This is a genomic window from Streptomyces sp. NPDC020845 (assembly GCF_044334165.1).
Taxonomy (GTDB): domain Bacteria; phylum Actinomycetota; class Actinomycetes; order Streptomycetales; family Streptomycetaceae; genus Streptomyces.
On the sequence record NZ_JBIRSJ010000004.1, the window covers coordinates 520,898 to 544,433 of the forward strand.

The following is a 23,536-nucleotide window of genomic DNA, read 5'->3' on the forward strand; positions in this document are numbered from 1 at the left end:
ATCCCGGATGACGTTCAGCATCCTCCACCTTCTCCGGAAAGGCCACCATGACCACCGAGACACCGGCCAACCCCGACTCCCCGATCCTCGTCACCGGCGCCACAGGTAAGCAAGGCGGCGCCACCGCCCGGAGGTTGCTCGCCGGAGGGCGGCCGGTACGAGCCCTGGTGCGCGATCTGACTGCCCCCGCCGCTGCCGAGTTGGCTGCCGCGGGCGCCCAGCTGGTGCGCGGCGACTTCGACGATCCGGCCAGTCTGCGGCCCGCGCTCGACGGCGCCTCCGCCGTGTTCGGCATACCGCCCGTGTCCTACGGACCGACCGGACCCGAAACGGAGCTCGAAGCGGCCCGCGGCCGGACACTGATCGACGCGGCGGCCGCGGCGGGGATCGAGCAGATCGTGTTCAGCACCGTCGCCTCGTCACCGGCCGCATCGTGGAGTTGGGAGGGGAAAACGCTGATCGAGGAGTATCTGCGCGACCACATCGCGCTGCCCACCGTACTGCGCCCGGTCCGGTTTATGACCAACTATCTCTCCGTCGGGGCGATCGGCATCGACGGCATTTCCCACGGCGTGCACCGGCATCTCTTCCCGCCGCACGAGCCCATGCAGATCATCGCGCTGGAGGACATCGCCGAGTTCGCCGCCCTCGCGTTCGCGGACCCGGCCCGATTCGCCGGCCGAACCCTGGAACTGGCCGGCGACGAGCCGACGCCGGTCGAGGCCGCTGCCGCGATCGCCGAGGCCACCGGCGCTCCGATCCGGTACGAACAGCTCACCGACGGCGAGGCCGCCGCGCTCGGCCCGGAAATCGCCGAGACCAAAAAGCGCTGGGAGGCCGGTCACCGCTGGCACGCCGATATCGACGCACTACGCGTCATTCACCCCGGACTGCGCACCCTCACCGACTGGCTCACCGAATCCGGCGCCGCCGCCATTCGCGCCCAATTCACCACGTCCTGACTCCGGAGATCTGGCCGAAACCGGTGTTCGGCGGGTGTGTGTCATGGGGTAAGCGGTAGCTGACAGGAGCATGACACGCGCCCGGGAGGTCGAACGTTGGGGGATCCGGAATGGTGGCAGAACGCGGTGATCTACCAGTTGTACGTACGCTCATTCGCGGACTCCGACGGCGATGGCGTGGGCGACATTTCCGGTATCGTGTCTCGTCTGGACTACCTTTCCTGGCTCGGGGTGGACGCCATCTGGTGCACCCCGGTGACCGCTTCTTCCAACCATGACCACGGTTATGACGTCACCCACTACCGGGCCATCGAGCCATCGCTCGGCACCATGGAGGATTTCGACCGGCTCATCGCGGAGGCCGAAAGCCGAGGCATCCGGGTGCTGCTCGACCTGGTGCCCAACCACACCAGCATCGACCACCCATGGTTCACATCCCCGCGCACCAGGCGTTCCTACTATGTCTGGGCCGATCGCCCCAACAACTGGGTCAGTTCACTTCATATCCCGGCGTGGTCGTACGACGAGGCCGAAGGCTCCTACTACCTGCACAGCTATCTGCCGCAGCAGCCCGATCTGAATTGGTGGAACGACGATGTGCGGGCCGAGTTTGATGACATTCTCGCCTTCTGGTTCGACAAGGGTGTCGCAGGCTTCCGGATAGACGCCTGCTATGTGATATTGAAGGACCGTCAGCTGCGTGACAATCCCGTCGCGCGCAAAGGCGACCACATGTGGGACCTCAACCGCGGACAGCGGCCGGTCCACAGCGCCCATCAGCCCGAAGTCCACGATGTCTTACGGCGATGGCGGGCCGTAGCCGACCGATATGACCCCCCGCGGCTGCTGATGGGAGCCACCTGGGTGCCCGAACCAGTCGACCTGGTGGCCTACTACGGCAAGGGCGACGAGCTGCAACTGCCGCAGTACTTCCAGTTTCTCTTCTCGGACTTCGACGCCGACGCCCTGCGCTCGTGCGCGGAGACCTGGCTGGAGACACTGGGCCCCGGCGACACTCCCGTGTGGCTCGCCTCGAACCACGACCTGTCGCGCTTTCCCACCAGATGGTGTGACGGCGATGACCGTAAGACCCGCCTCGCCCTGGCGATGCTGCTGACCCTGCCGGGCGCATGTGTGCTGTTCCAGGGCGACGAGATCGGGATGGAGGACACCGTCGTCCCGGTCGCGCGGCTGCGTGACTCGGCGCCGTGGCCGCGCGACGCCAGCCGTACGCCCATGCCGTGGCAACGGGGACACCTGGGCGGATTCACCACCGGGGAGCCCTGGCTGCCGCTCGGCGACACGGAGCGCAACGTCGCCGATCAGATGGCGGACCCCGACTCGGTGCTGAACGAGACCCGCAGGCTCATCGCGCTCAAGAAGCGGCTCACCGGACCGTACAGACCACTGCCCGCCGAGGACGACCACTGGCGCTATCGACGCGGGGCCGTCGCCGTGGACCTCGACTTCGCCGGATCGGCGGTGTGTATCGATGGCTGAGATCACCACCGTAGAGGTGCCGACTCCACGAGACACACGGGCCACCCGGGACGGGGTGGTCGGGGCGGCGCTGGACGCCCTCGACGGCCGCACCATCTGGCACATCAACACCACTGCGGTCGGTGGCGGGGTCGCCGAGCTGCTGCGCTCCGCGATGTCCCGGCACGCGGAGGCGGGGATGCGCGCCCGCTGGCTGGTCATGAACGGGGACCAGGAGTTCTTCGGCATCACCAAGCAGTTGCATCACCTCTTCCATGGCAGCCCCGGCCATGGACGGCCGCTGGGCGAGGGTGAGTTCGCGGCGTACGAGCGCACGACACGGGAAGCCGCCGCCACGGCGCTTACCCATATGAACCCCGGCGACCTCGTACTGCTGCACGATCCGCAGACTCTCGGGATGGCGCCGGCGCTGCGGCGGGCGGGCATGCGGGTGGCCTGGCGGAGCCATATCGGCACCTCGTTCCCGGGCCCTGAGGTGACCGCCGCCTGGACCTTCCTGGGGCCGTTCCTGAAGGAGCCGCTGCGCTGCGTCTTCTCCCTGCCGGACTACGTTCCGCCGGGCCTCGAGCCGCAGCGGGTGGCGATCATCGCACCGGCCATCGACGACGTGTCGGACAAGTGCCGGCCCATGGAGGACGCGGAGGCGCGCGGCGTGCTGGCAACCGTCGGGCTGCTCGGCTCGCCCGGCCCCACCAACCTGGGGGAAGGGGTCGCGGCATACGCGGGCCGACGCGTCACGGTGTGGCAGGACGAGCCGGTGCCGCCCGGCGCTCCGACCGTACTGCAACTGGCCCGCTGGGACCCGCTGAAGGACATGGCGGGCACTCTGACCTCCTTCATACGCCACATCGATCCCGCCACCCGCGCGCATCTGATCCTGGCCGGTCCCGACCCGGCCGATGTCGCAGACGACCCGGAGAACATGGCCGTGTTCGACGCGGTCCTGAGGGACCGCGCGGCGCTCCCGGCCGATGTACGCCGACGTGTTCATCTCGTCGGCCTGGGGCTCGCCGACGACACCGCCGAACTACGGGCCAATGCCCTGATCGTCAACGCATTGCAGCGGTACGCGACGGTCGTCGTCCAAAAGAGTCTGGAAGAAGGGTTCGGGCTGGCGGTGGCCGAGGCGATGTGGAAGGGGCGCCCGCTGGTGGCGAGCGCGGTCGGAGGCATCCGTGCCCAGGTGACCCACGGTGTGACCGGCCTTCTGGTGGACGACCCCACCGATCTCGCGGCGTTCGGCCGGCAGGTCGGGCGGCTGCTCGGCGACGAGGCGCTGCGCGACAGGCTGGGACGGGCCGCACAGGACCACTGCGCGCCGCGATATCTCGCGGAACGCGAGTTCCGCGACCACGCGTCGCTCTATCTCGACCTGTGCGGCGCCCCCACGGCGGTGGGGCGGTGACCGCGCCCGGCGCTCGCGCCCGGCTGACACCTAGTCAGGAACCAGAAGTCATCATCATCGGGGCGGGCACATTCGGCTCGGTTCTCGCCTGGCAGCTCGGCCGGGGTGGTGGCAGCGTGCCCACGCTGCTCCTGGAGTCCGGCCGACTGGAGCGGACCGAGCATGTGCAGAACGCCCCGTTGGCCACGGAGACCGTGCCGCCGCCGTCCCTGCCCGAAGCGGTGGCCGATGCCCCGCCCGCGGGGAACGGCCGATGGCGAGTGCCGTGGCGTTCCCCTCTGCCGTACCACGGCCTGGCCTACGGGGTCGGCGGACGGTCCTTGTTCTGGGGCGCCTACTGCGTATGGCCGGTGCTCGACCAGGACGGCATCAGGGACCACTGGCCGGCCCGCGTGAGGGCCGAACTCACCGACCGGTACCTGCCCGCCGCGGCGAACCTGCTGGGCCTGCCGCGCACGGCACCGCACTTCGACGGCGAGCTCAACCGCCGACTGCGGGGGCGGCTGCTCGGTGCGCTGGCCGGGAACCATCTGCCGGGACTGCTCCGGCCGCACGAACTCCCCGATCCGCCGTACGCACCTGACGTCGGTAGCAGCCACCAGTACAGCTGTGTGTCACGGCTGAACATGCCCTTGGCGATCGACGCTGTCGAGGACGGGGACGGGGGATCGCCGCGGCTGGTGCGGTTCAGTGCGGCGCCGCTGCTGGCCGAACGGCTCGGCGACGGCACCGGCGACGTGGAACTGCTCACCGACTGCCATGTCGTCGGGCTCCAGGCGAGTGGTGGCAGGATCACGGCGATCGACACCAGCCGCGGGAGGCTGCGGGTGCCCGATCACGCCCGGGTCGTCCTCGCGGTGGGCACCATCGAGAACGCCCGGCTCGTACTCGGCGCCGACGGCCTGCCGCACACCGCACACCGCGCGCACCACCTGACCACCCATCTGCGCTCCAACCTCACGGTGCGCATTCCCTTCCCCTTCGACCCCCACCCGGGACCCGGGCAGGAGTGGGGCGCCGCCGCGTTGCATATGCGTGGCGCGTGTCGGCGTCCGTCGGGGCCCGATACGCGTTTTCACCACCAGATCACCGCGTATGGAGTCGGGTCGTTGCCCGAGGAGGCCGCCCGGCGGCTCTACACTGAAACGCCCAGATACGACGTGGAGGCGTTGGATCGGATGCTCCGTATCCCGCCGAGGCATCTCGTCGTCACCCTCGCCAGCGTGGGGGAGATGGCAGCGGACGGCACCGGCGAGGTGAGTCTGCTCGACGAACGGGATCGGTACGGCGCCCGCCTCGCGTATGCGCGGCTGTCGCCCGGGTCGGCGGATCGGCGGACCTGGGATGCCATGGATCGTTCGGCCGATGCCGCCGTGCGAACTCTGGTCGGTGACGGCCCCGTCGAGGTGTTGCGCTCGGGGCGGTTCGTATCCGTCGCCGACGGTCGGTCGACGGCCCTGCTGGAACCGGCGGAGCGGCGGGAACCCCTTGGCTGCGGCCACCATGAGATGGGCACCCTACGCATGGGTGATGATCCCCGCGATGCGCACACCGACGCCGACGGGCGGATCCACGCCACACAGAACCTGTATGCCGCCGGTCCGGCGGTCTTCCCCGCACTCGACTCGGCCGGCCCGGTGCTGCCGGGAGTCGCGCTGACGCTCCGCCTCGCCGATCATCTGCGGCACACCGTCCCCCGAGGACGGGCGGTGCCGGAGCCGAGGCGGGAAACGGAGCGGTCCGGTGCGTGAGGGAGGCGGTCGCATGCCCACGCCGCTGCGGCGGGCACGGACAGCGGTGTCGGCGATCTTCTTCGTCCATGGTGCGATCTTCGCCTCCTGGGCCGCCCGAGTACCCGCCGTACAGGATGAACTCATGTTGTCCGCAGGCGTGTTGGGCCTGGTGCTGGCAGGCCCGGGGCTGGGCGCGCTGGCCGGCAGCCAGGCGGGCGGGCTGCTGGTGCGGCGCTGCGGCAGCCGTACGGTGAGCGCGCTGGCCCCCGTGGTGCTGTGCCTGCCGCTCGGCCTCGTCCCGACCGCGCAGTCCGCGTGGTCGCTGATGGCCGTGCTGCTGCTGCTCGGCGCCGCCGACGGATGTACGTCGGTGGCGATGAACGCCCAGGCGGTCTCCGTGCAGCAGCAGTACGGACGCGCGGTGCTCAACTCCATGCACGCCATCCGCAGCATCGGCGCCGTCGCGGGCGGCCTGGCCGGAGTCGCCACGGCGTCCCTCAACATGCCGCTGACGGCGCAGTTCGTGTCCATGGCCGTCCTGCTCGCCGTCGTGTCGGGGGTGGCGGCCTGCGGGCTCCAGCCGGATGTGGAACATGCGACGCGGACACCGCCGAGCGACCAGGCCACGGCGGCGGACGGATCGGCGGAACCGGCCGGCCAGGGTCCGAAGGGGCGGCTGACCGTGCCGCTGCTCGCGCTGATGACCTTCCTCGCCGCTCTGGTGGAGGACGCCCCCGCGTCGTGGAGCGGTGTGTATCTGCGCCATGTGGGGGCGGACGCCGCGATGGCCGCGGCCGGGTACGCGGCCTTCTCGGCGGGATCGGTCGTCACCCGGCTGTTCAACGACTGGCTGGTCGATCGCCTCGGGTGGGTACGCCTCATCCGGATCGGCACCTTGTGCTGTGCGGCCGCGCTGACCGTCGCCCTGCTGCTCGGACAGCCCGGGGTCACCTTGGCGGCGCTCGTCGTCGCGGGTGCCGGGATCAGCGCGGTCTTCCCCGGCGCGTTCACCGCCGCGGGCGCGCTGCCCGACTCGGCCCGGGTGATGGGCCATGTCGGCTTCGCCGGAAACCTCGGCTGGCTGCTGGTCTCCCCGATCATCGGCGGTCTGTCGACCCTCGTCGGGCTGCCGACCGCCCTCGGCCTGCTGGTGGTCGCGGCGGCGATCATCGCCGGGCTGGCCCCGGTCACCTGCTCGGTGGCGCCCGTACGTGCACAGGAGCGGCAGGTGGTCCCGTGAAGGCGTCGACCATCTCAACCACCCAGGCCCTGTTGACCGGTCCCGGCCGGGTCGACCTCATTCGCAGGCGGCTTGAGCCGGTCCGTACCGGCCAGGCCCTGATCCGGGTCACCCAGTGCGGTCTGTGTGCGTCGGAGGCCGATCAGTGGCTCGGCAGATCAGGCCGCTATCCGGTCGAGATAGGTCATGAAGTCGCCGGTGTGGTCGAGGAGATCGCGCCGGGCGATGAGGGAGGTCCGCTGAGCGTCGGCGATCACGTGGTGGCGTGGGTGCCCGGCGGCGGATTCACCGAATTCATGGTCATCGAGAAGCGTCACGCCCTACCCGTCCGCCCCGGCCGCGTCTTTCCGGCCGTGGCGGAGCCGCTGTCGTGCTGCGTCAACGCCGTCGAACTCGCCGCTCCGAGGGTGGGGGCCGATGTGGTGATCATCGGAACCGGCTTCATGGCCCTGCTCATCCAACGTCTCTCGGTCCTCAAGGGCGCGCGATCGGTCATCGTGGCGGGCCGCCGTCCCACCGCCCTGGCCCGCTGCGCCGAGCAGGGCGCGACACGGGTGGTGGATCTGCGCACCGAATCGCTCGCCGCTGTCGTCGCGGCGGACACCGAGGCCGGTGGCGCGGACGTGACGTACGAGGCCACCGGCGCCCAGGACGCCCTCACCCTCGCGGGCCAGGTCACCCGCACCAGTGGCACGATCGCGATCGTCGGATACCACCAAGGGGAGCCCCGGACGGTCGACCTCGCGCACTGGAACGAGCGGGCGTTCCGGATCGCCAACGCACACTTCCGCGATCTCCCCACGATCCTGGGCGGCATGTGCACCGCGATCGCCCTGGTCGACTCGGGCCAACTGGATCCCTCGGGCCTCCTGACACATCGCTACCCGCTGCACGAGATTTCCGCCGCGTTCCGGGACGCGGTCCGCAGGCCCGATGGGTTCATCAAGGCCGTCATCGAACCCGCCCCTTCCGCCCGAGCCTGACGCCGCCCGTTCCGTAGCGGCGTCAGGCTCGGGCGTCAGAGCCGACGCGCGGTCGCGCGGGACGCCGGGGCGGGCAGGTTGCTTTCGAACCAGACGGCTCTGCCGGTGGAGGTGTCGGAGCAGCCCCATCGCGTGGCGAGCTTCTGGAGCAGGGTGATGGCGCAGTGGGACGCCTGAGTGCCGGGGGTGTGCGGGAGCATGGGCGTGATCTGCTGGTCGCCGGTGACTTCACACAGGAGTGTGTCGGTGTGGACCAGGCGCAGGCCGACCGGATGGGTGGTGTGGCGGATGGCGTTGGTGAGTAGTTCACCGGCGAGGAGTTCGGTGGTGTCACAGAGCGGGCCCAGACCCCATGCGGCGAGGGTGTCGCGCACCCGGCGCCGGGCGAGGCTCACCTGTTGGGGCTGCGGCGGAAAGCGCCAGGTGACCACCTTGTCGTCGGGGATGCTCTGCAGGCGGGCCATGAGGACGGCGATGTCGTCGTGATCGCCGATGGGGTGCTGCTGCCGGAGCAGGGACTCGCACGCCTCGTCCAGCGACGGGTGGGTCGCGGTGAGGCCGCAGCGCACGGCGAGGAGCCCTTCCTCGATGTCGTGTCCGCGCGCCTCCACCAGGCCGTCGGTGTAAAGGACGAGAAGGCTGCCGGAGTCGATGGACACATCCAGCGTGTCGAAGGCGGTGCTCCCCACACCGATCGGCGCGCCGACGGGAATCTCGAGAAGTTCGTCCGTGCCGTCGGGGCGCAGCAGGACGGGCGGCAGATGGCCGGCGCTGGCGAAGGCGGCTCGGCCCGCGATGGGGTCGTAGATGGCGTACAGGCAGGTGGTCAGGGGGACGTGGCCGAGGTGTTGCGCCAGCTGATCGAGGTGGGCCAACAGCTGTGCGGGCGGAAGGTCCATGGTGGCGAGGGTCCTGACGGCGGTGCGCAGTTGGCCCATCGCCACGGCGGCGTGCAGTCCGTGGCCCGCCACATCGCCGATGACGAGGCCGACCCGGTGGCGGGGCAGCGGGATCACGTCCAGCCAGTCGCCACCGACCTGTGTGGTGCGGCTGCACGGGTGGTAGCGGTAGGCGATCTCCACGCTGGGCAGACGGGGTGGCCGCGTGGGCAGAAGGCTGCGCTGCAGCACGGCGGACGTTCTGGCCTCATGGCTGTAGAGGCGGGCGTTGTCCAGAGACAGGGCCGCCTGCTCGGCCATCTCCTGGCAGGCGCCCAGGTCCACCGGGCTGAAGGCGAGCCGCTCCGGTTTCCGCCCGAACACCATGAAGCCGAGGATCAGGCCCCGTACGGTCAGCGGCACCAGCATGACGGACGAGCCGGAGAGCACCGACCGGGCGGCCGGGCTGTCGAGCTCCTGCGGCAGCTGGCGCAGGGTGTCCTGGTCGACCCGGGGGATGAGGATGGGTTCGACGAGCGCGAGAAACCGGGCCATGGCCGTGTCGGCCTGGTAGACGAAGGTCCGCTCCTCGTGGAGTTCTTCGGCGCCGGGGTCGTCGGTGTGCGCGCTCGCCACGCGGTGCATCACGACGGAGCCCGGCGGCTGCTGCGGAACGGAGGCGTCGTCCTGGGCGGTTACGTGGTCGTGCAGATGGACGGAGGCGAAGTCGGCGAACCGCGGTACGGCCGAGGTGACCAGTACGCGGGCCGTGTGGCCGAGGTCCAGGGTGGTGCCGATACGGCTGATCGTCTCCCGGAGGAATGTCACTCTGGCCGCATCGGCTTCCGCCTGCGCGACGGCCGTGTCCCGCCGATCGAGAGCGACGCTGTTCGGAGCGCATGGTGATGCCTCAGGCAGCAACGAGGCCCCCTTGACGTAGTGCCGGGCGCCGGGCGGGCCCGAGTGACGACGAGGGAACGGCGGCGGGCCGCGGGGTCCGGCAGCTGGTCCGGATCTTCCCGCAAGACCGTATCGCCTGAATCGTCATAATGTGGTCACCCACAGGAGTGATCCGCTTCCAGCGGATGATCAGGGCGTTCATACGAGTCCTCCCGGCGCGGCGCATCGGTCTACCGGTCCTTGGCCAGGGCGACGAGCTCGGCGAAGAGGCCGTCGGCGGTCACGAGATCGTCGTACCGGCCCTGCTCGATGATCCGGCCGTTCCGCATCACGACGATCCTGTCGGCGAGCCGGGTGTTCTCAAGCTGATGCGTCACCACGATGGTCATGCGCTCAGCGGCGATGCGTTTGACTTCCAGAAAGATCTGATGCTCGCCACGCGGGTCCATCTGCGATGTCGGTTCGTCCAGGATCAGCAGCGGGGTTTGGCGGTACAGAGCTCGACCGCAGGCGAGCCGCTGCCACTGTCCCCCGGACAACTCGGCGCCGCCGTAGAGTTCGCGGGCGAGCAGGGTGTCCAGCTGCCTGGGCAGCTTCTCGATCGCCCCGCGCATGCCGACGGCGTCGACGGCCGCCCACACCGGGGCGTCGTCGTAGGTCTTGGGCTGGCCGAGGGTGATGTTCTCGCGGGTGCGCAGGGGCCAGCAGGCGAAGTTCTGGGGGACGAGCGATGTCCGTGCCCAGACCGCGTCGGGCTGGGCCTGGGCCAGGTCGGTTCCGTCCCACAGGACGCGGCCCTTGTCGGGGAGGAGAATTCCGGTGATGAGCTTGGTCAGTGTGGACTTGCCCGAGCCGTTCTCACCCACGATCGCCAGGATCTCGCCGCGGCGCAGGGTGAGGGAGACGCCGTCGACGGCGGGTTCGTCCTTGCCGGGGAACTGGTAGACGACCTCGTCGAGACGGATCTCCGCCACGTGGTCCGGGATGGTCAGCTCCCCGCGCCTGGGGGCGCGGTCGGCCGCCATGTCGAGGAACGACCTCATGTCGGCGAGGTAGAGCGAGGTGTGGAACATCGCGGCGCCGTGGATGACGAGCTGGGAGAGCGCGGCGAGCGCGGTCTGGACGGCGACGACCGCGGTGGCCGCGACGGGCAGGGCGACCCGGCCGGTGGTGGCCAGCCAGGCGAGCGCACCCCAGGTGCCCAGGAGGAACAGGCCGCCGAGGGCGGAGGTCGCCAGGACGATACGGAGGGTGCGGGGTGCGGCGGTCACGGTGCGCTGGTCGATGCGCTCGGACAAGGCGCGGTACCAGTAGACGAGATAGCCGGTCATGCCGTTGGCGCGCACCTCGTCGCCGTACCGGGAGTAGGTGGCCCACCAGCGCATCATGCCGCGTACGTTGCGGTCGCCGACGTTGGCGTAGTGGGTTTCGTAGTCGACGCGCGCCGACAGGACGGCGCCCAGACCGGCGGGGAGCACGGCGAGGAGCAACAGGGGGAGCATGAGCCAGTGGAGGACGGTGATGACGCCACCGGCGGCGGCGATACGGACCAGGGCGGCCATGAAGCGCTGGGCGTCCTGGACCATCAGCCTGGTGCGGGTGACGCCGATCTCGGCGGCCTCCTGGCGGTCGGCGAACCCCGGCTCCGAGTACGCCGAGGCCTCGACCCGGCACACGGCGGAGACGAGGGCGACATCCGCCTCGGTCATCAGACGGGGGGTGATCCGGCCGTCGGCGTACGTGGACAGGGCACTGCCGATTCGGCCGACAGCGGAGGCCGCCGCCACGACGACGAGGGCGGGCAGGGCGGCGTGCAGACGTTCGGAGACCGCGCCGGTGCCGAGGATGTGCGTCATGGCCTTCGCGGTGAACCCGAGGGTGAAGGCGGCCGCGGCACCGGTGAGGATCTGGCAGGCGAGGAGGAGCACGAGGGCGGGGCGGTCGACGGTCCAGGCGATGCGCGCGGTGTGCGAGAGCACGGAGGGGAGCCGCGCGCACATCTTTGTGAAACTGGCCTCTTCCAGCGGGTTCTTGCCGTGCTTCCCCTCGAAGCTGATGGCGGCGGGCGGTGGAGGGGGCGGTGCGGTGGAGCTTGCGGCCGAGGCGTTGGTCACGGTCACCTGCGTCCTCCTCGAAGGTCGGCACCGCACCTGGGTGGTCCGGCGGTGCCAGGCTCAACGAGCGAGGGAGCGAATCGAACGCGCTCGATTTTGGACGAAGCGCGGAGCCCGGAATTTCGGGGGCGTCGAACGCCTGGTCGCAGTGGCGTACGGGTTCCGGTGCGGTCGGGCTTGGCCGAAACGCCGATGGCTGTGACGTGTGTGACCTATGAGGGTTCAGGGATGGTCACGGATGGCGGGCGGCTACGACAGCCGACAGTTCGGGCGTTGCCATGCTGTCGGACCGCTGGCGCTCGGTGACCCGGCACCTCCTGGCCGGGGTCGGATGCGATCTGGGGCAGATCGTCTTCCCGTACCTGGAGAAGTGCACGGATCTGGAACGGCGGAAGATCCTGGAAACCGTCGCCACCTACCTGGACACCGGAAGCCTGGGCGATACGGGACGGTTGCTGGAGTGCCACCGCAACACCGTGCTGAACCGGCTGAACACGTTCGAGAAGTACACCGGCCTCGACGTACAGCGGCCCTACGACGCCGCCGCCGTGATCATCGCCCTGGAATGGCAGGGTGCGGAATGGCAGGGTGCCCGCCCCTGAAGCCGGTCGGGCCCGGCATGTGCGCCGACGGCACATACGCCCTCGCCGGCGCCGACGAGCGTCACTCTCAGGCGCCTTTCTCCCGCACGGGGGTGATGATCTCGTCCACGAGCCAGCGGGCGGCCTTGTCCGGATAGGGGCGGGGCAGTGCCAGCACGATGTGCCGGATGCCGGCGGCGGCGAGGGCGTGGACGTGGCCGCGGGTGGCGGCGGGGTCGGTGTAGTCCACGATGATCTGCGCGGAGCGGGTGATCTCGGCGGGGTCGCGGCCGATCGCTTCGCAGTGCGCGTCCAGGACGCGGGCGCGCTCGGCGATCCAGTCGGTGGCGTTGTGCGGCGGGCCGGGGACGTTCCAGATGTCGGCGTGCTCGGCGATGATGCGCAGCATGCGATCGCCCCAGCCGCCGAGCAGCAGCGGCGGGCCGCCGGGCTGCACCGGGCCGGGGCCGTTGCGGGTGGCGCGCAGGGTGGTGAAGGGGCCGTCGTGGTCGAAGACCTCCTCGCTCCACATACGGCGCAGGATGGTGATCGTCTCGGTGAGGCGGGCCAGGCCCTCGCCGGGAGTCGGGAGCGGGAGGCCGTAGGCGGCGTACTCGGCGACGGCCGGGTTGGGGCCGACGGGCTGTCGGGTGCCGCCGACGCCCAGGCCCATGATCAGGCGCCCTTGGGAGATCACATCCACGGTGGTGGCGATCTTTCCGAGGTGGGCGGGGGCGCGCAGCCTGTTGCTGGTGACGAGCAGGCCGAGGCGGAGTCGGCTGGTACGGGCGGCCAGTGCGGCCAGCAGCGTCCAGCCCTCCAGAACGGCGCCGCCGGGCGGTCCGGCCAGCGGCATCAGATGGTCCCACAGCCAGGCGTCGTCGAGTTCGGGCAGTTGGTCGGCCTCCTCCCAGACGCGAAGGATCTCGTCGTAGCCGAGGTGCATGGGCGTCGTTTTGACGCCGAAACGGAGTCCACACTGAGGTGCGTCAATCGCCATGACCGTCACCATAGACGATCGTCAGCGCTGCTGACTATCAGGTGATGGGTACGATGTCGGAATGGCGGAGAACAACGAGGACGGTGCCGCGGTCGAGGAACTGCTCGGCGCTCGGCTCGGCTACCTGCTCAAGCACGCGCAACTACGGCTGTCCGAGCACGCCGGACCCGCGCTGGCCCGGTTCGAGCTGGACGCCCGGGAGTTGGCGGTGCTCGCCGTGCTGGCGGCGGGCCGTCCGCTGTCACAGCTGGAGGCCGCACGGCGGCTGGGTGTGGACCGTACGACGATGGTCGCGCTCATCGACGCGCTGGAGAACAAGGGCCTGGTGGAGCGGCGCCGCAGCGAGGAGGACCGCCGCCGCAACGTGGTCGAGCTGACGGAGCGGGGCATACGGGTGCGGGCCGATGCGGAGGAGGCCCGCGAGGCGGCGGAGCGCGAGTTTCTTGCCCCGCTGGGCGAGGAGGAAGCGGCGCGACTGGTGAAGGCGCTGCGCGCGCTCGTGGTCAGAACTCCGAGCTAGCCGTCAGCGCCGAGGGGCTCAGCCGGCCAGGCACGGTACGGGGGCGAGGGCGATGGTGTGGTGGGTGTGCTGGACCTTGGCGTGCAGATAGCGAAGGTTGCTGGGTGTGGTGTGTACGCCGGTGGGGACGGTCCGGGCGACCGTGACGCCGAGGTCGGTCAGCTGTTGTGCCTTGTCGGGGTTGTTGGTGAGCAGGTCCAGCTCGGTGATGCCGAGGGCGGTGAGCATCTGGGCGGCGGCCGTGTAGTCGCGGGCGTCCTCGGGCAGGCCGAGGGCGAGGTTGGCCTCGTAGGTGTCCAGGCCCTGGTCCTGGAGGGCGTAGGCGTCGAGCTTGTTGTAGAGGCCGATGCCCCGGCCCTCCTGGCGCAGATAGAGCAGAACGCCTCCAGCCGTGGCGATGCGTTCAGTGGCCTCGCGCAGCTGGGGGCCGCAGTCGCAGCGGGCGGAGCCGAAGACATCACCGGTGAGGCATTCGGAGTGCAGACGCACCAGCGGGGTGGCGGCGGTGTCGGGGTTGCCCAGGATCAGGGCGACGTGCTCGGCGCCGTCGGTCAGCCCGTTGAAGGTGATCGCTTCGGCGGTCACCTGGTAGCCGTCGGAGAAGCGCAGTGGGATGCGGACCCGGGTGCGCACGGTGGCGGCGGGGGTGCTGGTGGTCATGGTGTCTCCGGTGGCGTCTGGGTGGTTTAAATTTGAACGCGACACTGAAGATATGCTGCTGTTCCAATTTGAACAACAGGGGGAGTGGTGACATGGGTCATACGCGATGGCTGAATGAGGACGAGATGCACGCCTGGAAGGCGTTCACCAACACCCACGCGCTGCTCTACCGACGGCTGGAGCAGCGGCTCAAGCGGGATTTCGGCCTGTCCGGGCTGCAGTACGAGATCCTCGCCCGGCTCAGCGACGCCCCGGACCGGGAGCTGCGGATGGCCGAGCTGGCCTGCGCCCTGGTGAACTCCAAGAGCGGGCTGACCTATCAGATCGGGCAGCTGGAGAAGGCCGGGCTGGTGCGTCGGCGGTCCTGTCCGAGTGATGAACGCGCGGTCTATGCCGTGCTCACCGACGACGGCGTGGGCCTGCTGGAACGGGCCGCGCCCGGCCACGTCGCCATGGTCAGGGAACTGCTCATCGACGTGCTCACCCCCGACCAGGTACGGGCCCTCGCCGACGGCCTCGGCGAGGCGAGCCGCCGCATGACCACCGGACCCGTGTGCTCGGGCCCCGACGCCGAGGCCGCTGCCGACCTCGGCGGTTAAGTGGCTGTCGGCTCGATACCCGGCGAGGGTCCGAGGCCATGCCGCCGTACGGGCGGGATCGTCAGAGAGCCAGGTCCCAGACGCGTACGGTGCCGTCCCGGCCGGCGGTCAGGGCGACCGGGCGATCCCGCAACGTGGTGACCGCCACGGCTTCGACGCGCGCATCGTGGCCGGTCAGCGGCGGCCCGACGGGGCGACCGCCGGCGAGGTACCAGATCCGTACCGTCCCGTCCTCGCCACCGGTCACCGCGACCGGCCGGTCGCCGACCATGGCGGTGTCCAAGGCATTGATCCCGCCCTCATGGCCGGTGGCCGGTTCGTGGATCGGATCGTCGTCCTCGCTCGCGGCCAGGTCGAACACGTACACCTTCCCCGCGTCCGTGCCCGCCACGACGACAGGACGGCCGTCGACCTCGGAAAAACTGACAGCGTATGACCGCTGCTCGTCGTCCACGTAGAACGACGCGACCTCCTCACCATTCGCGGCATCCCATACCGTCACCCCCTCTTCCCCGCCCCCGGCGACCAGCGAGCGGCCGTCGATCCGTGCGGTGGCGAGACCCCAGACGGAGCCGGCCTCCAGCTCGATCGGCGGCTCCTCGCCGAGTCCCCACAGCTGGACTCCGTCCCAGTGGATCCCACTACTTGCCGCGAACAGCGGTGGTTCCTCGTCCTTCACCGTGGCGATCGACGCGATATAGGGCCCGTTGTAGGTATTCCCGCGCAGCAACTCGCCGCTGAACAGGTCCCAGACGGACACTCCCTGCTCATCACCGCCGGCGGCCAGCACCACGCGCCCGTCGGAAACGGCCACGGCAACCGAGTCGATATCGTTCTCGGCATCCGGGTGCTCGGCGGCGAAGGCGGACGTCAATGGCCGCTCCAGCCATTCGTCCCGCAGCGGAGCCCACGTCCACAGCTTGTAGAAGCCGGTGCACACCACCAATGGCTCCCCGTCCACATCGACGACGGCAAGGCCGTGGACCGGGCCGCCGGGCGCCACGCTGCTCAGAATCAAACGTTCGTCAGACATCCCGGCAGGATAATTGGCGCGTGCGACAGGCCGGTTGGCGAGGACCGCCTGGCTAGGGGGCGGCGACCGATTCGCTGTGGCGCTTCCCGCGGTCCGCGACGGTCAGTGTGCACCGGCCGTCCTCGCAGGAGCGCTCCCAACGGCCCCGGGAAATGGTCTGCATCAGCCCGACCGCCCAGCACATCGGACACCCGCGCAATGCGAACAGACCGGCTGGCAGCAGCACCAGACTGACCGGCCCGACGGCCGGTATGAGCGCGACCGAGCCGATCAGCGCGCCGAATCCTACCGCGCCGCGCACCAGGTGGCGGGGCAGGGAGGCGCTTGCGAAGCCGGGATCGTCGGCCTTCGTTCCGGTCATGGTGTCCCTCCGGGAGGTGAGTCGGGTGTGGCGTCACGGAGCGTGTGCCGAACGGCCGCGCGGGCCCGGTGCAGACGCGATTTCATCGCCGCCGTACTGAGGCCCAGCGCATCGGCCACCATCCGTCCGCTGTGGCCCTGCACGTCTCGCATGATCAGCACCCGGCGCTGATCGGCCGGCAGCGCGGCGACCGCCGCCGCCACCCTGCTCGCGTCCAGGCGCCGCAGCGCCTCGTCCTCGGCCGAGTCCACGGCAGTGTCCGGCAACGGCGGGTGGCCCCGCATCATCGTCCGTGCGCGCCGTAGACACTCGTTGCGGACGATGCGGAACATCCACGACGCCAGCGCGCCGGAGGCTCGTAGCATCCCAATCTTGCGATACAGGATGATCAAGGCTTCCTGCGCCGCGTCCTCGGCGTCCTCCGGGGTCGCGCACAGGGAGTGGGCGAAGCGCTGCACATTCGGGTGTGAGCCCGACACCAGCGCGGTGATTGAGTCGACATCACCGCGCTGCGCGGCGACGACCAGCTGTTCGCTGGGCCAAGCCGAGTCAGCCACGCCCACCTCGCTTGCGCTTCATGACGAACATGCAGGTGCAGAGCAGCACCACACCAACGGCTATACCGATACCAACGACCACGACAACCTCCACATCCTGGCCCGACGTTTGTCGGTGCAGGAATAAGAGGCGCGGGCCGCGCGAAAGGATTCAGCACCTGTTTCTCGCGCGGCTCGCCGTCGGCGGTCTGTGGCTGCTGGAGGCCACCAGCGGCGGCTGACTGCCGGAACCGGTCAAGGCAGCCCTGCGGGACCGGCTGGCCGAGTTGGTCGAAGGCGAGCACGAAACGGCCGAGTGACAGGGAAGCGCGGGGGCGCGGCAAGCCACATCACCGGGTCGGCGCGTCCGTTTGCAGAAGGGGGAGGTTCTTGCTCAGCGCCCTGTTCCAGGACCCGTCATCCGTCATCTTGTCCAAAGCCCGCTGGATTTTGTCCTTGAGCGGGCTGCCCTTGGGGACGCCGATGCCGTAGCGCTCCTCGGTCATCGCGAGGCCGCCCAGCTTGAACCCGTTCGGTTGCGCGGCTGCGTAGCCGGCGAGAATGGCGTCATCGCCGGTGATGGCATCCACGGCTCCGTCCGTCAGATCGGAGAGGCAGAGCGCGTAGGTGGCGCGTTCGCGGACCTGTGCCTGCGGTGCGAACTTCGTCCGGACGTTGAGCGCGGAGACGGACCCTGTGACCGCGCAGACCTTCCGACCGTTGAGGTCCTGGGCCGTGCCGACTGATGTGTTGTCCCTGCGAATCAGGACGTCCTGGTGGGCCTCCAGATAGGGGCCCGCGAAGTCGATCCTCTTCTCCCGCGCGTCGGTCATGGCGTACGAGGCGACGACGAAGTCGACGTCTCCGCGCTCCAGCATGGCCTCGCGGTCGCTGGCGAGGGTCTGCTTCCACTCGATGTCGGCGGGATCGTGGCCGAGCGCTTTGGCGATGTACGTGGCCACGTCCACGTCGAAGCCCGTGTAGTGGCCGTCCGGCGTCTTGAGGCCCAGGCCGGGCTGGTCGAACTTGACGCCGATGGTGATTTTCTTGCCGCCGCTCGGTCCGCCGCTCGGGGTGTCGGCCGATGCCTTGCCGGGGGTGCCGGCGGTGTCGGGCTTCTGGGAGGTGTTGTCGCCGTCGGAGCCGTCGTCCGAGGGCAGCAGCGCCCAGAGGAGGGCGCCCGCGAGTACGACTGCGCCGAGGGCCGACCCGTACACCCAGCCGCGCCGTGACCGGGCCACCGGCGGCGGCGCCGGCGGGTGCACCGGTGGTGCCTGCGGCATCGGCGGGGGCGGCGGGGACACGTACACGGGCGGCTCGCCCTGCCGCGGCACGGACGGCGACGGCTGCGGTGCGGCCGTGTGGGGCGGGGCGAGCGGGTAGGAGGTGGGACCGTCGGCGGGAGCCTTGGCCGCCGCGGGCGCTGGCCCGGCCGTCGGTGCGGAGCCGGCCGTCGGCGCGGGCCCGGCGGTCGGCGCGGATTCGGCCCCCGCCGCGGGCCCGGCCGTCGGCGCGGATTCGGCCTCCGCCTCCGCCTCGGCTTCCTCCGCCTCCGCCTCGGCTGCCGCCTCCGCCTCGGCTTCCGCCTCCGCCTCGGTCAGCAACCGGTCCAGCGTCCGGGCGTCCGGTCGCTCCTGCGGGTCGCGGACCAGTACGGACATCAGTACGGCGGTCAGCGCTCCGGCATGCTCCGGCGGCGGCACGTCCTCACCGAGGACGGCCGCGAGCGTAGCGAGCGTATTGCCGCGGCGCATTGGGTTGCGCCCCTCGACGGTGACGTAGAGCGTCATGGCCAGCGACCACAGGTCGGCCTCCGGCCCGCCGTCCTCGCCGGACACGCGCTCGGGCGCCATGTAGTCGGGTGTGCCGATGACGGAGCCTGCGGCCGTCAGGGCGGTGGACCCTTGGACGGCCGCGATGCCGAAGTCGGTGAGGACCGGGCTGCCGTCGGGCCGCAGCAGGATGTTGGCGGGCTTGATGTCCCGGTGCTGGATGCCCGCGGCGTGTGCCGCCTCCAGTCCGGCCAGCATCCCCCGCCCGAGCCGGGCCGCCTCGGCGGGGGAGAGGAGACCGCGGTCGAGCCGGCCCTGCAGCGAACCACCGGCGATTAGTTCCATGACGAGCCACGGGTACGTGTGTTCGTCGCCGTCCACGATGTGATGGATGGTCACCACGTTGGGGTGGCCGATACGCGCGAGCGCCCTGGCCTCCCGCAGGACACGGGCGCGCAGCGCGCGGGCGGCCTCGGGGTCGTACTCGGCGAGTCCCGGGTCGGGCGGGCGGACCTCCTTGAGCGCGACCTCACGGTGCAGCGCCAGGTCATGCGCTCGCCACACCAGTCCCATGCCGCCACCGCCGAGCCGCCCCAGCAACTCGAAACGGCCGTCGATCACCCGTGCCACACATCCCCCTCACCCCGACGAAGGCCCTGGTCGGAGTCGGCTCCGCGGGCCCCCGGAGCACAGCCCTGCCCAACTCTGCCACAGGTGCCGCAGCGCGGACAGGAGCTTCGAGGGGAGTCGGGCCGGCGCTCAGTCCTCATCCGGGGCGAGGAACACGCACTGCGCGAATCCCTGGCACCGATTGAGGTCGACGACAGGTCTCATCCGGAACCCGCTCCCTGCTCGGGCAGCGGTCGCCGCAGGCTACGCGGCTCCTGCGCTCGGTCCACACGATCGGTCGGCATGCGTCTCCACCAGGATTGACCCCCGAGGAGCGGATCGCAAAGCGGGAGCGACCTTGACGGTCTCCGGGAAGGAAGACATCGCCGAGGGGGTCGTATCGCTCACCCTCGCCCACCCGGGCGTCCTTGCCTCCGTGCGTCCACCTGGCCGACCCGGCCGAGGGAAAGTGAGCCCGGAACGTGAGCCCGGGCCGGGAAGGGGCCCGTCGGCCGTCGGCCCGTCACGTGCTCTGCGGAGGCAGCACGATGTCGAACCGCACGCGGGACCAGCTCTTCCCGGAAAGGTCCCGTCCGTCGGGAGCCGGTGTGCCGGCCGGCTGCCGTGCGAATCGCTTGACGAGGGATTCCTTGACGCCGAACACGGCGTCGGAGTCCAGCAGGCTGTCGCCCTCGACGAAGATGTGGGTGACGAGGGTGCGCAGGCCCGGTGCGGTGGCCATGATGTGCAGATGGGCAGCGCGCAGCGGCGAGCGCGCGGTCTTGTCGAGCAGGGCTCCGACGGGCCCGTCATGGGGGATGGGATACGGCGTGGGGGTGAGCCCCCAGAAGGCGTAACCGCCCTTGGCATCGGTGTACAGGTGGGCCCGGCCGGCGAGGTGGCCGTCGTCGTACTGCACGTCGTAGAGGCCGTCCTCGTCGGCTTCCCACACCTCCAGGCGTGCGCCGGGGACGGGGTTGCCGTCGGTGTCGGTGACGGTGCCCTCGACCCAGCAGGGTTCTCCCGGGGCGCCCGCGGCCATGTCGCCACCCAGGAGGATCTCGGGGGAGCCCTCGACGAAGAAGGGGCCGACCACCGTGGCTTCGGTGGCGTCGGCGGTGGCTTCGTGGTTGACATTGATCGTCTGCATGGACGCGCCGAGGACGTCCGACAGCAGCACGAACTCCTGGCGGCGGTCGGTGGTGATGTGTCCGGCCGCGGTGAGGAAGTCGATGGCCTGCTGCCATTCGGCCTCGGTCGGGCGGACCTCGCGGATGAAGGCGTGCAGATGGAGCACCAGGGCCTGCATCACCTCCTTGAGACGGGGATCCGGTGTGTTCCGGAACGATGCGAGCACCGTACGGACCAACTCGTCCTCGACCCCGTGTTGTTGGTCCGACGTTGCGGGAGTGGTGGTCATGTGGCGGAACCTCCTCGGGGCGGCGTGGTGGTCGGAGTGTTCCCGGTGGGCCGACCGGGGAACACGTTCCAGGGACAGGCCGCGCGAGGGCACGGACGAAGCCGCCCGGCGGGACGGGAGACGTCCGCCGGGCGGCTTCGGGTCAGGCGCAGTTGGCGGGGGTCGCCCGCGACACGTCGTCGATCAACGCCTCGTGGGCCGCCTTGAGCCGCCGTATATCGGGCTTGGTGACCTTGCGGTCATAGGTGAGCAGCCCGTTGAGCTCGCCCTCGACATCCGTGATCTGCGTGTACACCGCGCCGTTGCCGCCCCGGCAGGCCAGGGCGTGCACCTCGGCCAGTTTGGTGAGGTAGTCGTCGGTGTAGGTGGCCGGGTCGACGTCGACATAGGACTGCTGGACCGACCAGGCGTGTCCGGGCACGGCCAGGCCGAGGCCGCCGTACTCGCCGCTGACCAGGGCGCGTTCGCCGTCCGGGTGCGGGGGCAGCGCGGGGCTCGGATAGCCGTGTTCGTCCATGATGTCGCCGGTGCCGCCGTCCGCACCGAGGTTGAGGCCCGACATGCTGTTGATCAGCCGGGTCGGGTCCCATGCCTTGGCCTGGTCGGCGATGCGCGCCATGTCGTACTGGCCCCAGCCCTCGTTGAAGGTGACCCACATGACGATCGACGGGCTGCTGATGTGCTCGTCGATCATCTGCTTCATCTCGCGTTCGTACTCGGCGCGGGACGCCGCGTCCGGATTCACCCCCGCGGTCATCGCGGGCATGTCCTGCCAGACGAGCAGGCCCAGCCGGTCCGCCCAGTAGAACCAGCGGTCCGGTTCGACCTTGATGTGCTTGCGGACCGCGTTGAAGCCCATCGCCTTGTGCATCCGCAGGTCGTAGGCCAGGGCCGCGTCGCTCGGCGCGGTGTGCAGACCGTCCGGCCAGAAGCCCTGGTCGAGGGTGGCCATCATGAACACCGGCTTGCCGTTGAGAACGGTGCGCGGGGTGCCGTTCACTTTCTCGACCGCGATGGAGCGCATACCGAAGTAGCTGCCGACGCGGTCGGAGCCGACGCTCACCTTGAGGTCGTACAGGAACGGATCGTCCGGCGACCACAGGCGCGCGTTGCGGATCGTCAGGGTGAGCGGGGTGCCGCTGCGCCCGGTGGCGGTGGCCACGGGCCGTTCGCCCTCGTACGCCGTCGCCGTGACCGGAAGGCCGTCCCGTATGCCCCGCGGCTCGACCGTCAGGGTGCCCGCGTTCACGTCCGGGGTGAGCTTGAGGGAATCGACGTGGTCGGACGCCACCGGCTCCAGCCAGACCGTCTGCCAGATGCCGGAGGAGGGCGTGTACCAGATGCCACTGGGGTCGAGGCGCTGTTTGCCGAGGGGCGGGTTCTCGCCGCTCGTGGCGTCGGTCGGGTCGTAGACGCCGACGATCAGCTCCTGGGTACGGCCCGGTTCGAGGGCGTCGGTGATGTCGGCGCCGAACTTGTCGTAGCCGCCCTGGTGATCGGTGACCTTGGTGCCGTTGACATAGACCTCCGTCCGCCAGTCGACCGCGCCGAAGTTCAGCCGCAGACGCTTGCCGGAGCCGATGTGCCAGTCGGCAGGGACGGTGAAGGTGCGCCGGTACCACATGCGGTCCTCGTGCCGTTCGAGGCCCGACAGCTGGGACTCGACGGGGTAGGGGACGAGGATCTTCTCGGCGAGGTTCCTGCCCACCGGCGGCTGCTCGCCCGCCTTGGCCGCGGCGAACTGCCAGGTGCCGTTGAGGTTCTGCCAGTCGCCACGGGTCAGCTGCGGTCTGGGGTACTCGCGGTGGGCGTTGGCCGGGGTGACGTCGTCGGCCCACCGGGTGCGCAGTTCGTACGTCGAGTGGTTGGCCCCGCTGCTCCAGAAGGATCTGACAACGTTGCCATCCATGCCGGTCAGACCGCCCGTTCCGTCGTAGCGGACATCGGCGGTGCCGCGTGCGGTGCCGGTCTTGTTGCCGACGACGGGCTCTTTGAGCGCGACCAGCAGCGACGTGGGGTCGGCCTGGTTCAGCCGGGCCTCGCCGAGCGGCCAGGTGGCACCACCGATCACGGCGGTCAGGTGGTCGGCGAGTTCGGCCGGGGGTGTCCGGAGCGTCTGGGCGAAGTCGAGCCTGAGCGTCCGGCCGTCCTTGAGGACCGTGGTGGCGATGGCGCCGTTGTAGCCGTAGCCCTCGGGCAGCAGAAAGACGGACTGCGGGATGGCCGTCTTGGTGCCGCCGGGCGGTGTCCAGCGCACATGGAGGTTGGAGCCTCCGTAGTGCTCGAAGTACTCGACCTTGATGTCGTACGCCGTGTCCGCGGTCAACTCCACGGGCTCGCTGGTCTGTTCACGGTCCCAGTCGTCGACCCAGTGGTCGATGACGAGTTTGCCGCCGACCCAGAGGCGGAAGCCGTTGTCCCCGCTGATCGAGAAGGTGGTGGGCCCCGTCTTCTCCGGTACGATCCGGCCGGTCCAGCGGACGCTGACGTCGTCCGACCGGCCGGTGGCGGAACTCAGCCGGGACTCGAGGGAGTCGAAGTCGAGCCGCGGATCGAATCCGGTGGCCTTGAGCTCATGGAAGTCGAAGGCGCCGGGGGCGGACTGGGTGTAGTACTCGCCCTTGAGGCCATGGACCTCGGGGGGATCGTCCGCCGCCGTCGCGGCGGGTGCGGCGGTCAGTCCCGCGACACCCAGCACTACCGCGATGAGCAGGGCGATTCGGTTTCTCA

The 23,536-nt window shown here is 70.2% G+C and carries 19 protein-coding genes; 9 read left to right on the top strand and 10 right to left on the bottom strand.

What is annotated here, in order from left to right; genetic code table 11:
* Nucleotides 1-47 precede the first annotated feature (47 nt).
* The 6 genes from ACH4U7_RS12110 (at nucleotide 48) to ACH4U7_RS12135 (ending at nucleotide 7,823) form a co-directional block, all read left to right on the top strand.
* Entirely contained in the window at nucleotides 48-962 is a 915-nt protein-coding gene (locus ACH4U7_RS12110; protein WP_398527848.1) for an NmrA family NAD(P)-binding protein, read from the top strand.
* 96 nt (nucleotides 963-1,058) lie between these two features.
* Nucleotides 1,059-2,462 (top strand): alpha-amylase family glycosyl hydrolase, encoded by a 1,404-nt coding sequence (locus tag ACH4U7_RS12115; RefSeq protein ID WP_398527849.1) that lies wholly within the window; start codon nucleotides 1,059-1,061, stop codon nucleotides 2,460-2,462.
* Nucleotides 2,455-3,867 carry a glycosyltransferase gene (locus ACH4U7_RS12120; RefSeq protein WP_398527850.1) on the top strand — a complete coding sequence of 471 codons (1,413 nt, stop codon included), beginning with the start codon at nucleotides 2,455-2,457 and terminating at the stop codon, nucleotides 3,865-3,867. The genes ACH4U7_RS12115 and ACH4U7_RS12120 overlap by 8 nt, the downstream gene beginning before the upstream one ends.
* Nucleotides 3,864-5,618, top strand: a complete 1,755-nt coding sequence (locus ACH4U7_RS12125; protein WP_398527851.1) for a GMC oxidoreductase — start codon at nucleotides 3,864-3,866, stop codon at nucleotides 5,616-5,618. Before ACH4U7_RS12120 ends, ACH4U7_RS12125 begins: the two co-directional genes overlap by 4 nt.
* Before the next feature lie 13 nt (nucleotides 5,619-5,631).
* A complete protein-coding gene (locus tag ACH4U7_RS12130; RefSeq protein ID WP_398527852.1) occupies nucleotides 5,632-6,840 on the top strand; it encodes an MFS transporter in 1,209 nt (402 codons plus the stop codon).
* Nucleotides 6,837-7,823 carry a zinc-binding dehydrogenase gene (locus ACH4U7_RS12135; RefSeq protein ID WP_398527853.1) on the top strand — a complete coding sequence of 329 codons (987 nt, stop codon included), beginning with the start codon at nucleotides 6,837-6,839 and terminating at the stop codon, nucleotides 7,821-7,823. Before ACH4U7_RS12130 ends, ACH4U7_RS12135 begins: the two co-directional genes overlap by 4 nt.
* A gap of 35 nt (nucleotides 7,824-7,858) precedes the next feature.
* Here the strand turns inward: ACH4U7_RS12135 and ACH4U7_RS12140 are convergent, their stop codons facing one another.
* Together ACH4U7_RS12140 and ACH4U7_RS12145 are read right to left on the bottom strand one after the other, a co-directional pair.
* On the bottom strand, nucleotides 7,859-9,529 hold the full coding sequence (locus tag ACH4U7_RS12140; RefSeq protein ID WP_398527854.1) for a SpoIIE family protein phosphatase: 1,671 nt from the start codon (nucleotides 9,527-9,529) through the stop codon (nucleotides 7,859-7,861).
* A gap of 302 nt (nucleotides 9,530-9,831) precedes the next feature.
* The gene (locus ACH4U7_RS12145; RefSeq protein WP_398527855.1) at nucleotides 9,832-11,721 is read right to left on the bottom strand and encodes an ATP-binding cassette domain-containing protein; all 1,890 of its coding nucleotides are present in this window, start codon (nucleotides 11,719-11,721) and stop codon (nucleotides 9,832-9,834) included.
* A 272-nt stretch (nucleotides 11,722-11,993) separates the two neighbouring features.
* Here ACH4U7_RS12145 and ACH4U7_RS12150 point away from each other — a divergent pair, with 272 nt between their 5' ends.
* Nucleotides 11,994-12,317, top strand: a complete 324-nt coding sequence (locus tag ACH4U7_RS12150) for a helix-turn-helix domain-containing protein (RefSeq protein WP_398527856.1) — start codon at nucleotides 11,994-11,996, stop codon at nucleotides 12,315-12,317.
* Between the two features lie 67 nt (nucleotides 12,318-12,384).
* On the opposite strand, the gene ACH4U7_RS12155 is transcribed toward ACH4U7_RS12150, so the two are convergent.
* Nucleotides 12,385-13,296: an LLM class flavin-dependent oxidoreductase gene (locus ACH4U7_RS12155; protein WP_398527857.1), complete on the bottom strand. Its 912-nt coding sequence runs from the start codon at nucleotides 13,294-13,296 to the stop codon at nucleotides 12,385-12,387.
* 61 nt (nucleotides 13,297-13,357) lie between these two features.
* Here ACH4U7_RS12155 and ACH4U7_RS12160 point away from each other — a divergent pair, with 61 nt between their 5' ends.
* Nucleotides 13,358-13,816, top strand: a complete 459-nt coding sequence (locus tag ACH4U7_RS12160) for a MarR family winged helix-turn-helix transcriptional regulator (RefSeq protein WP_398527858.1) — start codon at nucleotides 13,358-13,360, stop codon at nucleotides 13,814-13,816.
* 18 nt (nucleotides 13,817-13,834) lie between these two features.
* Here ACH4U7_RS12160 and ribA read toward each other — a convergent pair whose 3' ends face one another.
* Nucleotides 13,835-14,476 (bottom strand): GTP cyclohydrolase II, encoded by a 642-nt coding sequence (gene ribA / locus ACH4U7_RS12165; RefSeq protein ID WP_398527859.1) that lies wholly within the window; start codon nucleotides 14,474-14,476, stop codon nucleotides 13,835-13,837.
* 92 nt (nucleotides 14,477-14,568) lie between these two features.
* Between ribA and ACH4U7_RS12170 the strand changes: the two genes are divergently transcribed.
* A complete protein-coding gene (locus ACH4U7_RS12170) occupies nucleotides 14,569-15,075 on the top strand; it encodes a MarR family winged helix-turn-helix transcriptional regulator (protein WP_398527860.1) in 507 nt (168 codons plus the stop codon).
* 61 nt (nucleotides 15,076-15,136) lie between these two features.
* Here the strand turns inward: ACH4U7_RS12170 and ACH4U7_RS12175 are convergent, their stop codons facing one another.
* From ACH4U7_RS12175 to ACH4U7_RS12200, 6 genes are all read right to left on the bottom strand, one after another.
* Nucleotides 15,137-16,108, bottom strand: a complete 972-nt coding sequence (locus tag ACH4U7_RS12175) for a WD40 repeat domain-containing protein (protein WP_398527861.1) — start codon at nucleotides 16,106-16,108, stop codon at nucleotides 15,137-15,139.
* A 52-nt stretch (nucleotides 16,109-16,160) separates the two neighbouring features.
* Nucleotides 16,161-16,469: a hypothetical protein gene (locus ACH4U7_RS12180; RefSeq protein ID WP_398527862.1), complete on the bottom strand. Its 309-nt coding sequence runs from the start codon at nucleotides 16,467-16,469 to the stop codon at nucleotides 16,161-16,163.
* Entirely contained in the window at nucleotides 16,466-17,026 is a 561-nt protein-coding gene (locus ACH4U7_RS12185; RefSeq protein ID WP_398527863.1) for an RNA polymerase sigma factor, read from the bottom strand. The genes ACH4U7_RS12180 and ACH4U7_RS12185 overlap by 4 nt, the downstream gene beginning before the upstream one ends.
* A gap of 329 nt (nucleotides 17,027-17,355) precedes the next feature.
* Nucleotides 17,356-19,407: a bifunctional serine/threonine-protein kinase/glutamate ABC transporter substrate-binding protein gene (locus ACH4U7_RS12190; protein ID WP_398527864.1), complete on the bottom strand. Its 2,052-nt coding sequence runs from the start codon at nucleotides 19,405-19,407 to the stop codon at nucleotides 17,356-17,358.
* Nucleotides 19,408-19,909: 502 nt separating this feature from the next.
* The gene (locus tag ACH4U7_RS12195) at nucleotides 19,910-20,806 is read right to left on the bottom strand and encodes a dioxygenase (protein WP_398527865.1); all 897 of its coding nucleotides are present in this window, start codon (nucleotides 20,804-20,806) and stop codon (nucleotides 19,910-19,912) included.
* Nucleotides 20,807-20,948: 142 nt separating this feature from the next.
* Nucleotides 20,949-23,504 (bottom strand): PA14 domain-containing protein, encoded by a 2,556-nt coding sequence (locus ACH4U7_RS12200; protein WP_398527866.1) that lies wholly within the window; start codon nucleotides 23,502-23,504, stop codon nucleotides 20,949-20,951.
* Nucleotides 23,505-23,536: the final 32 nt, after the last annotated feature.

Coding starts and splice junctions, on each gene's coding strand:
- ACH4U7_RS12110 (WP_398527848.1), top strand. CDS start 48: ATGACCACCGAGACACCGGCCAACCCCGACTCCCCGATCCTCGTCACC.
- ACH4U7_RS12120 (WP_398527850.1), top strand. CDS start 2,455: ATGGCTGAGATCACCACCGTAGAGGTGCCGACTCCACGAGACACACGG.
- ACH4U7_RS12130 (WP_398527852.1), top strand. CDS start 5,632: ATGCCCACGCCGCTGCGGCGGGCACGGACAGCGGTGTCGGCGATCTTC.
- ACH4U7_RS12150 (WP_398527856.1), top strand. CDS start 11,994: ATGCTGTCGGACCGCTGGCGCTCGGTGACCCGGCACCTCCTGGCCGGG.
- ACH4U7_RS12155 (WP_398527857.1), bottom strand. CDS start 13,296: ATGGCGATTGACGCACCTCAGTGTGGACTCCGTTTCGGCGTCAAAACG.
- ACH4U7_RS12160 (WP_398527858.1), top strand. CDS start 13,358: ATGGCGGAGAACAACGAGGACGGTGCCGCGGTCGAGGAACTGCTCGGC.
- ribA (WP_398527859.1), bottom strand. CDS start 14,476: ATGACCACCAGCACCCCCGCCGCCACCGTGCGCACCCGGGTCCGCATC.
- ACH4U7_RS12170 (WP_398527860.1), top strand. CDS start 14,569: ATGGGTCATACGCGATGGCTGAATGAGGACGAGATGCACGCCTGGAAG.
- ACH4U7_RS12175 (WP_398527861.1), bottom strand. CDS start 16,108: ATGTCTGACGAACGTTTGATTCTGAGCAGCGTGGCGCCCGGCGGCCCG.
- ACH4U7_RS12180 (WP_398527862.1), bottom strand. CDS start 16,469: ATGACCGGAACGAAGGCCGACGATCCCGGCTTCGCAAGCGCCTCCCTG.
- ACH4U7_RS12195 (WP_398527865.1), bottom strand. CDS start 20,806: ATGACCACCACTCCCGCAACGTCGGACCAACAACACGGGGTCGAGGAC.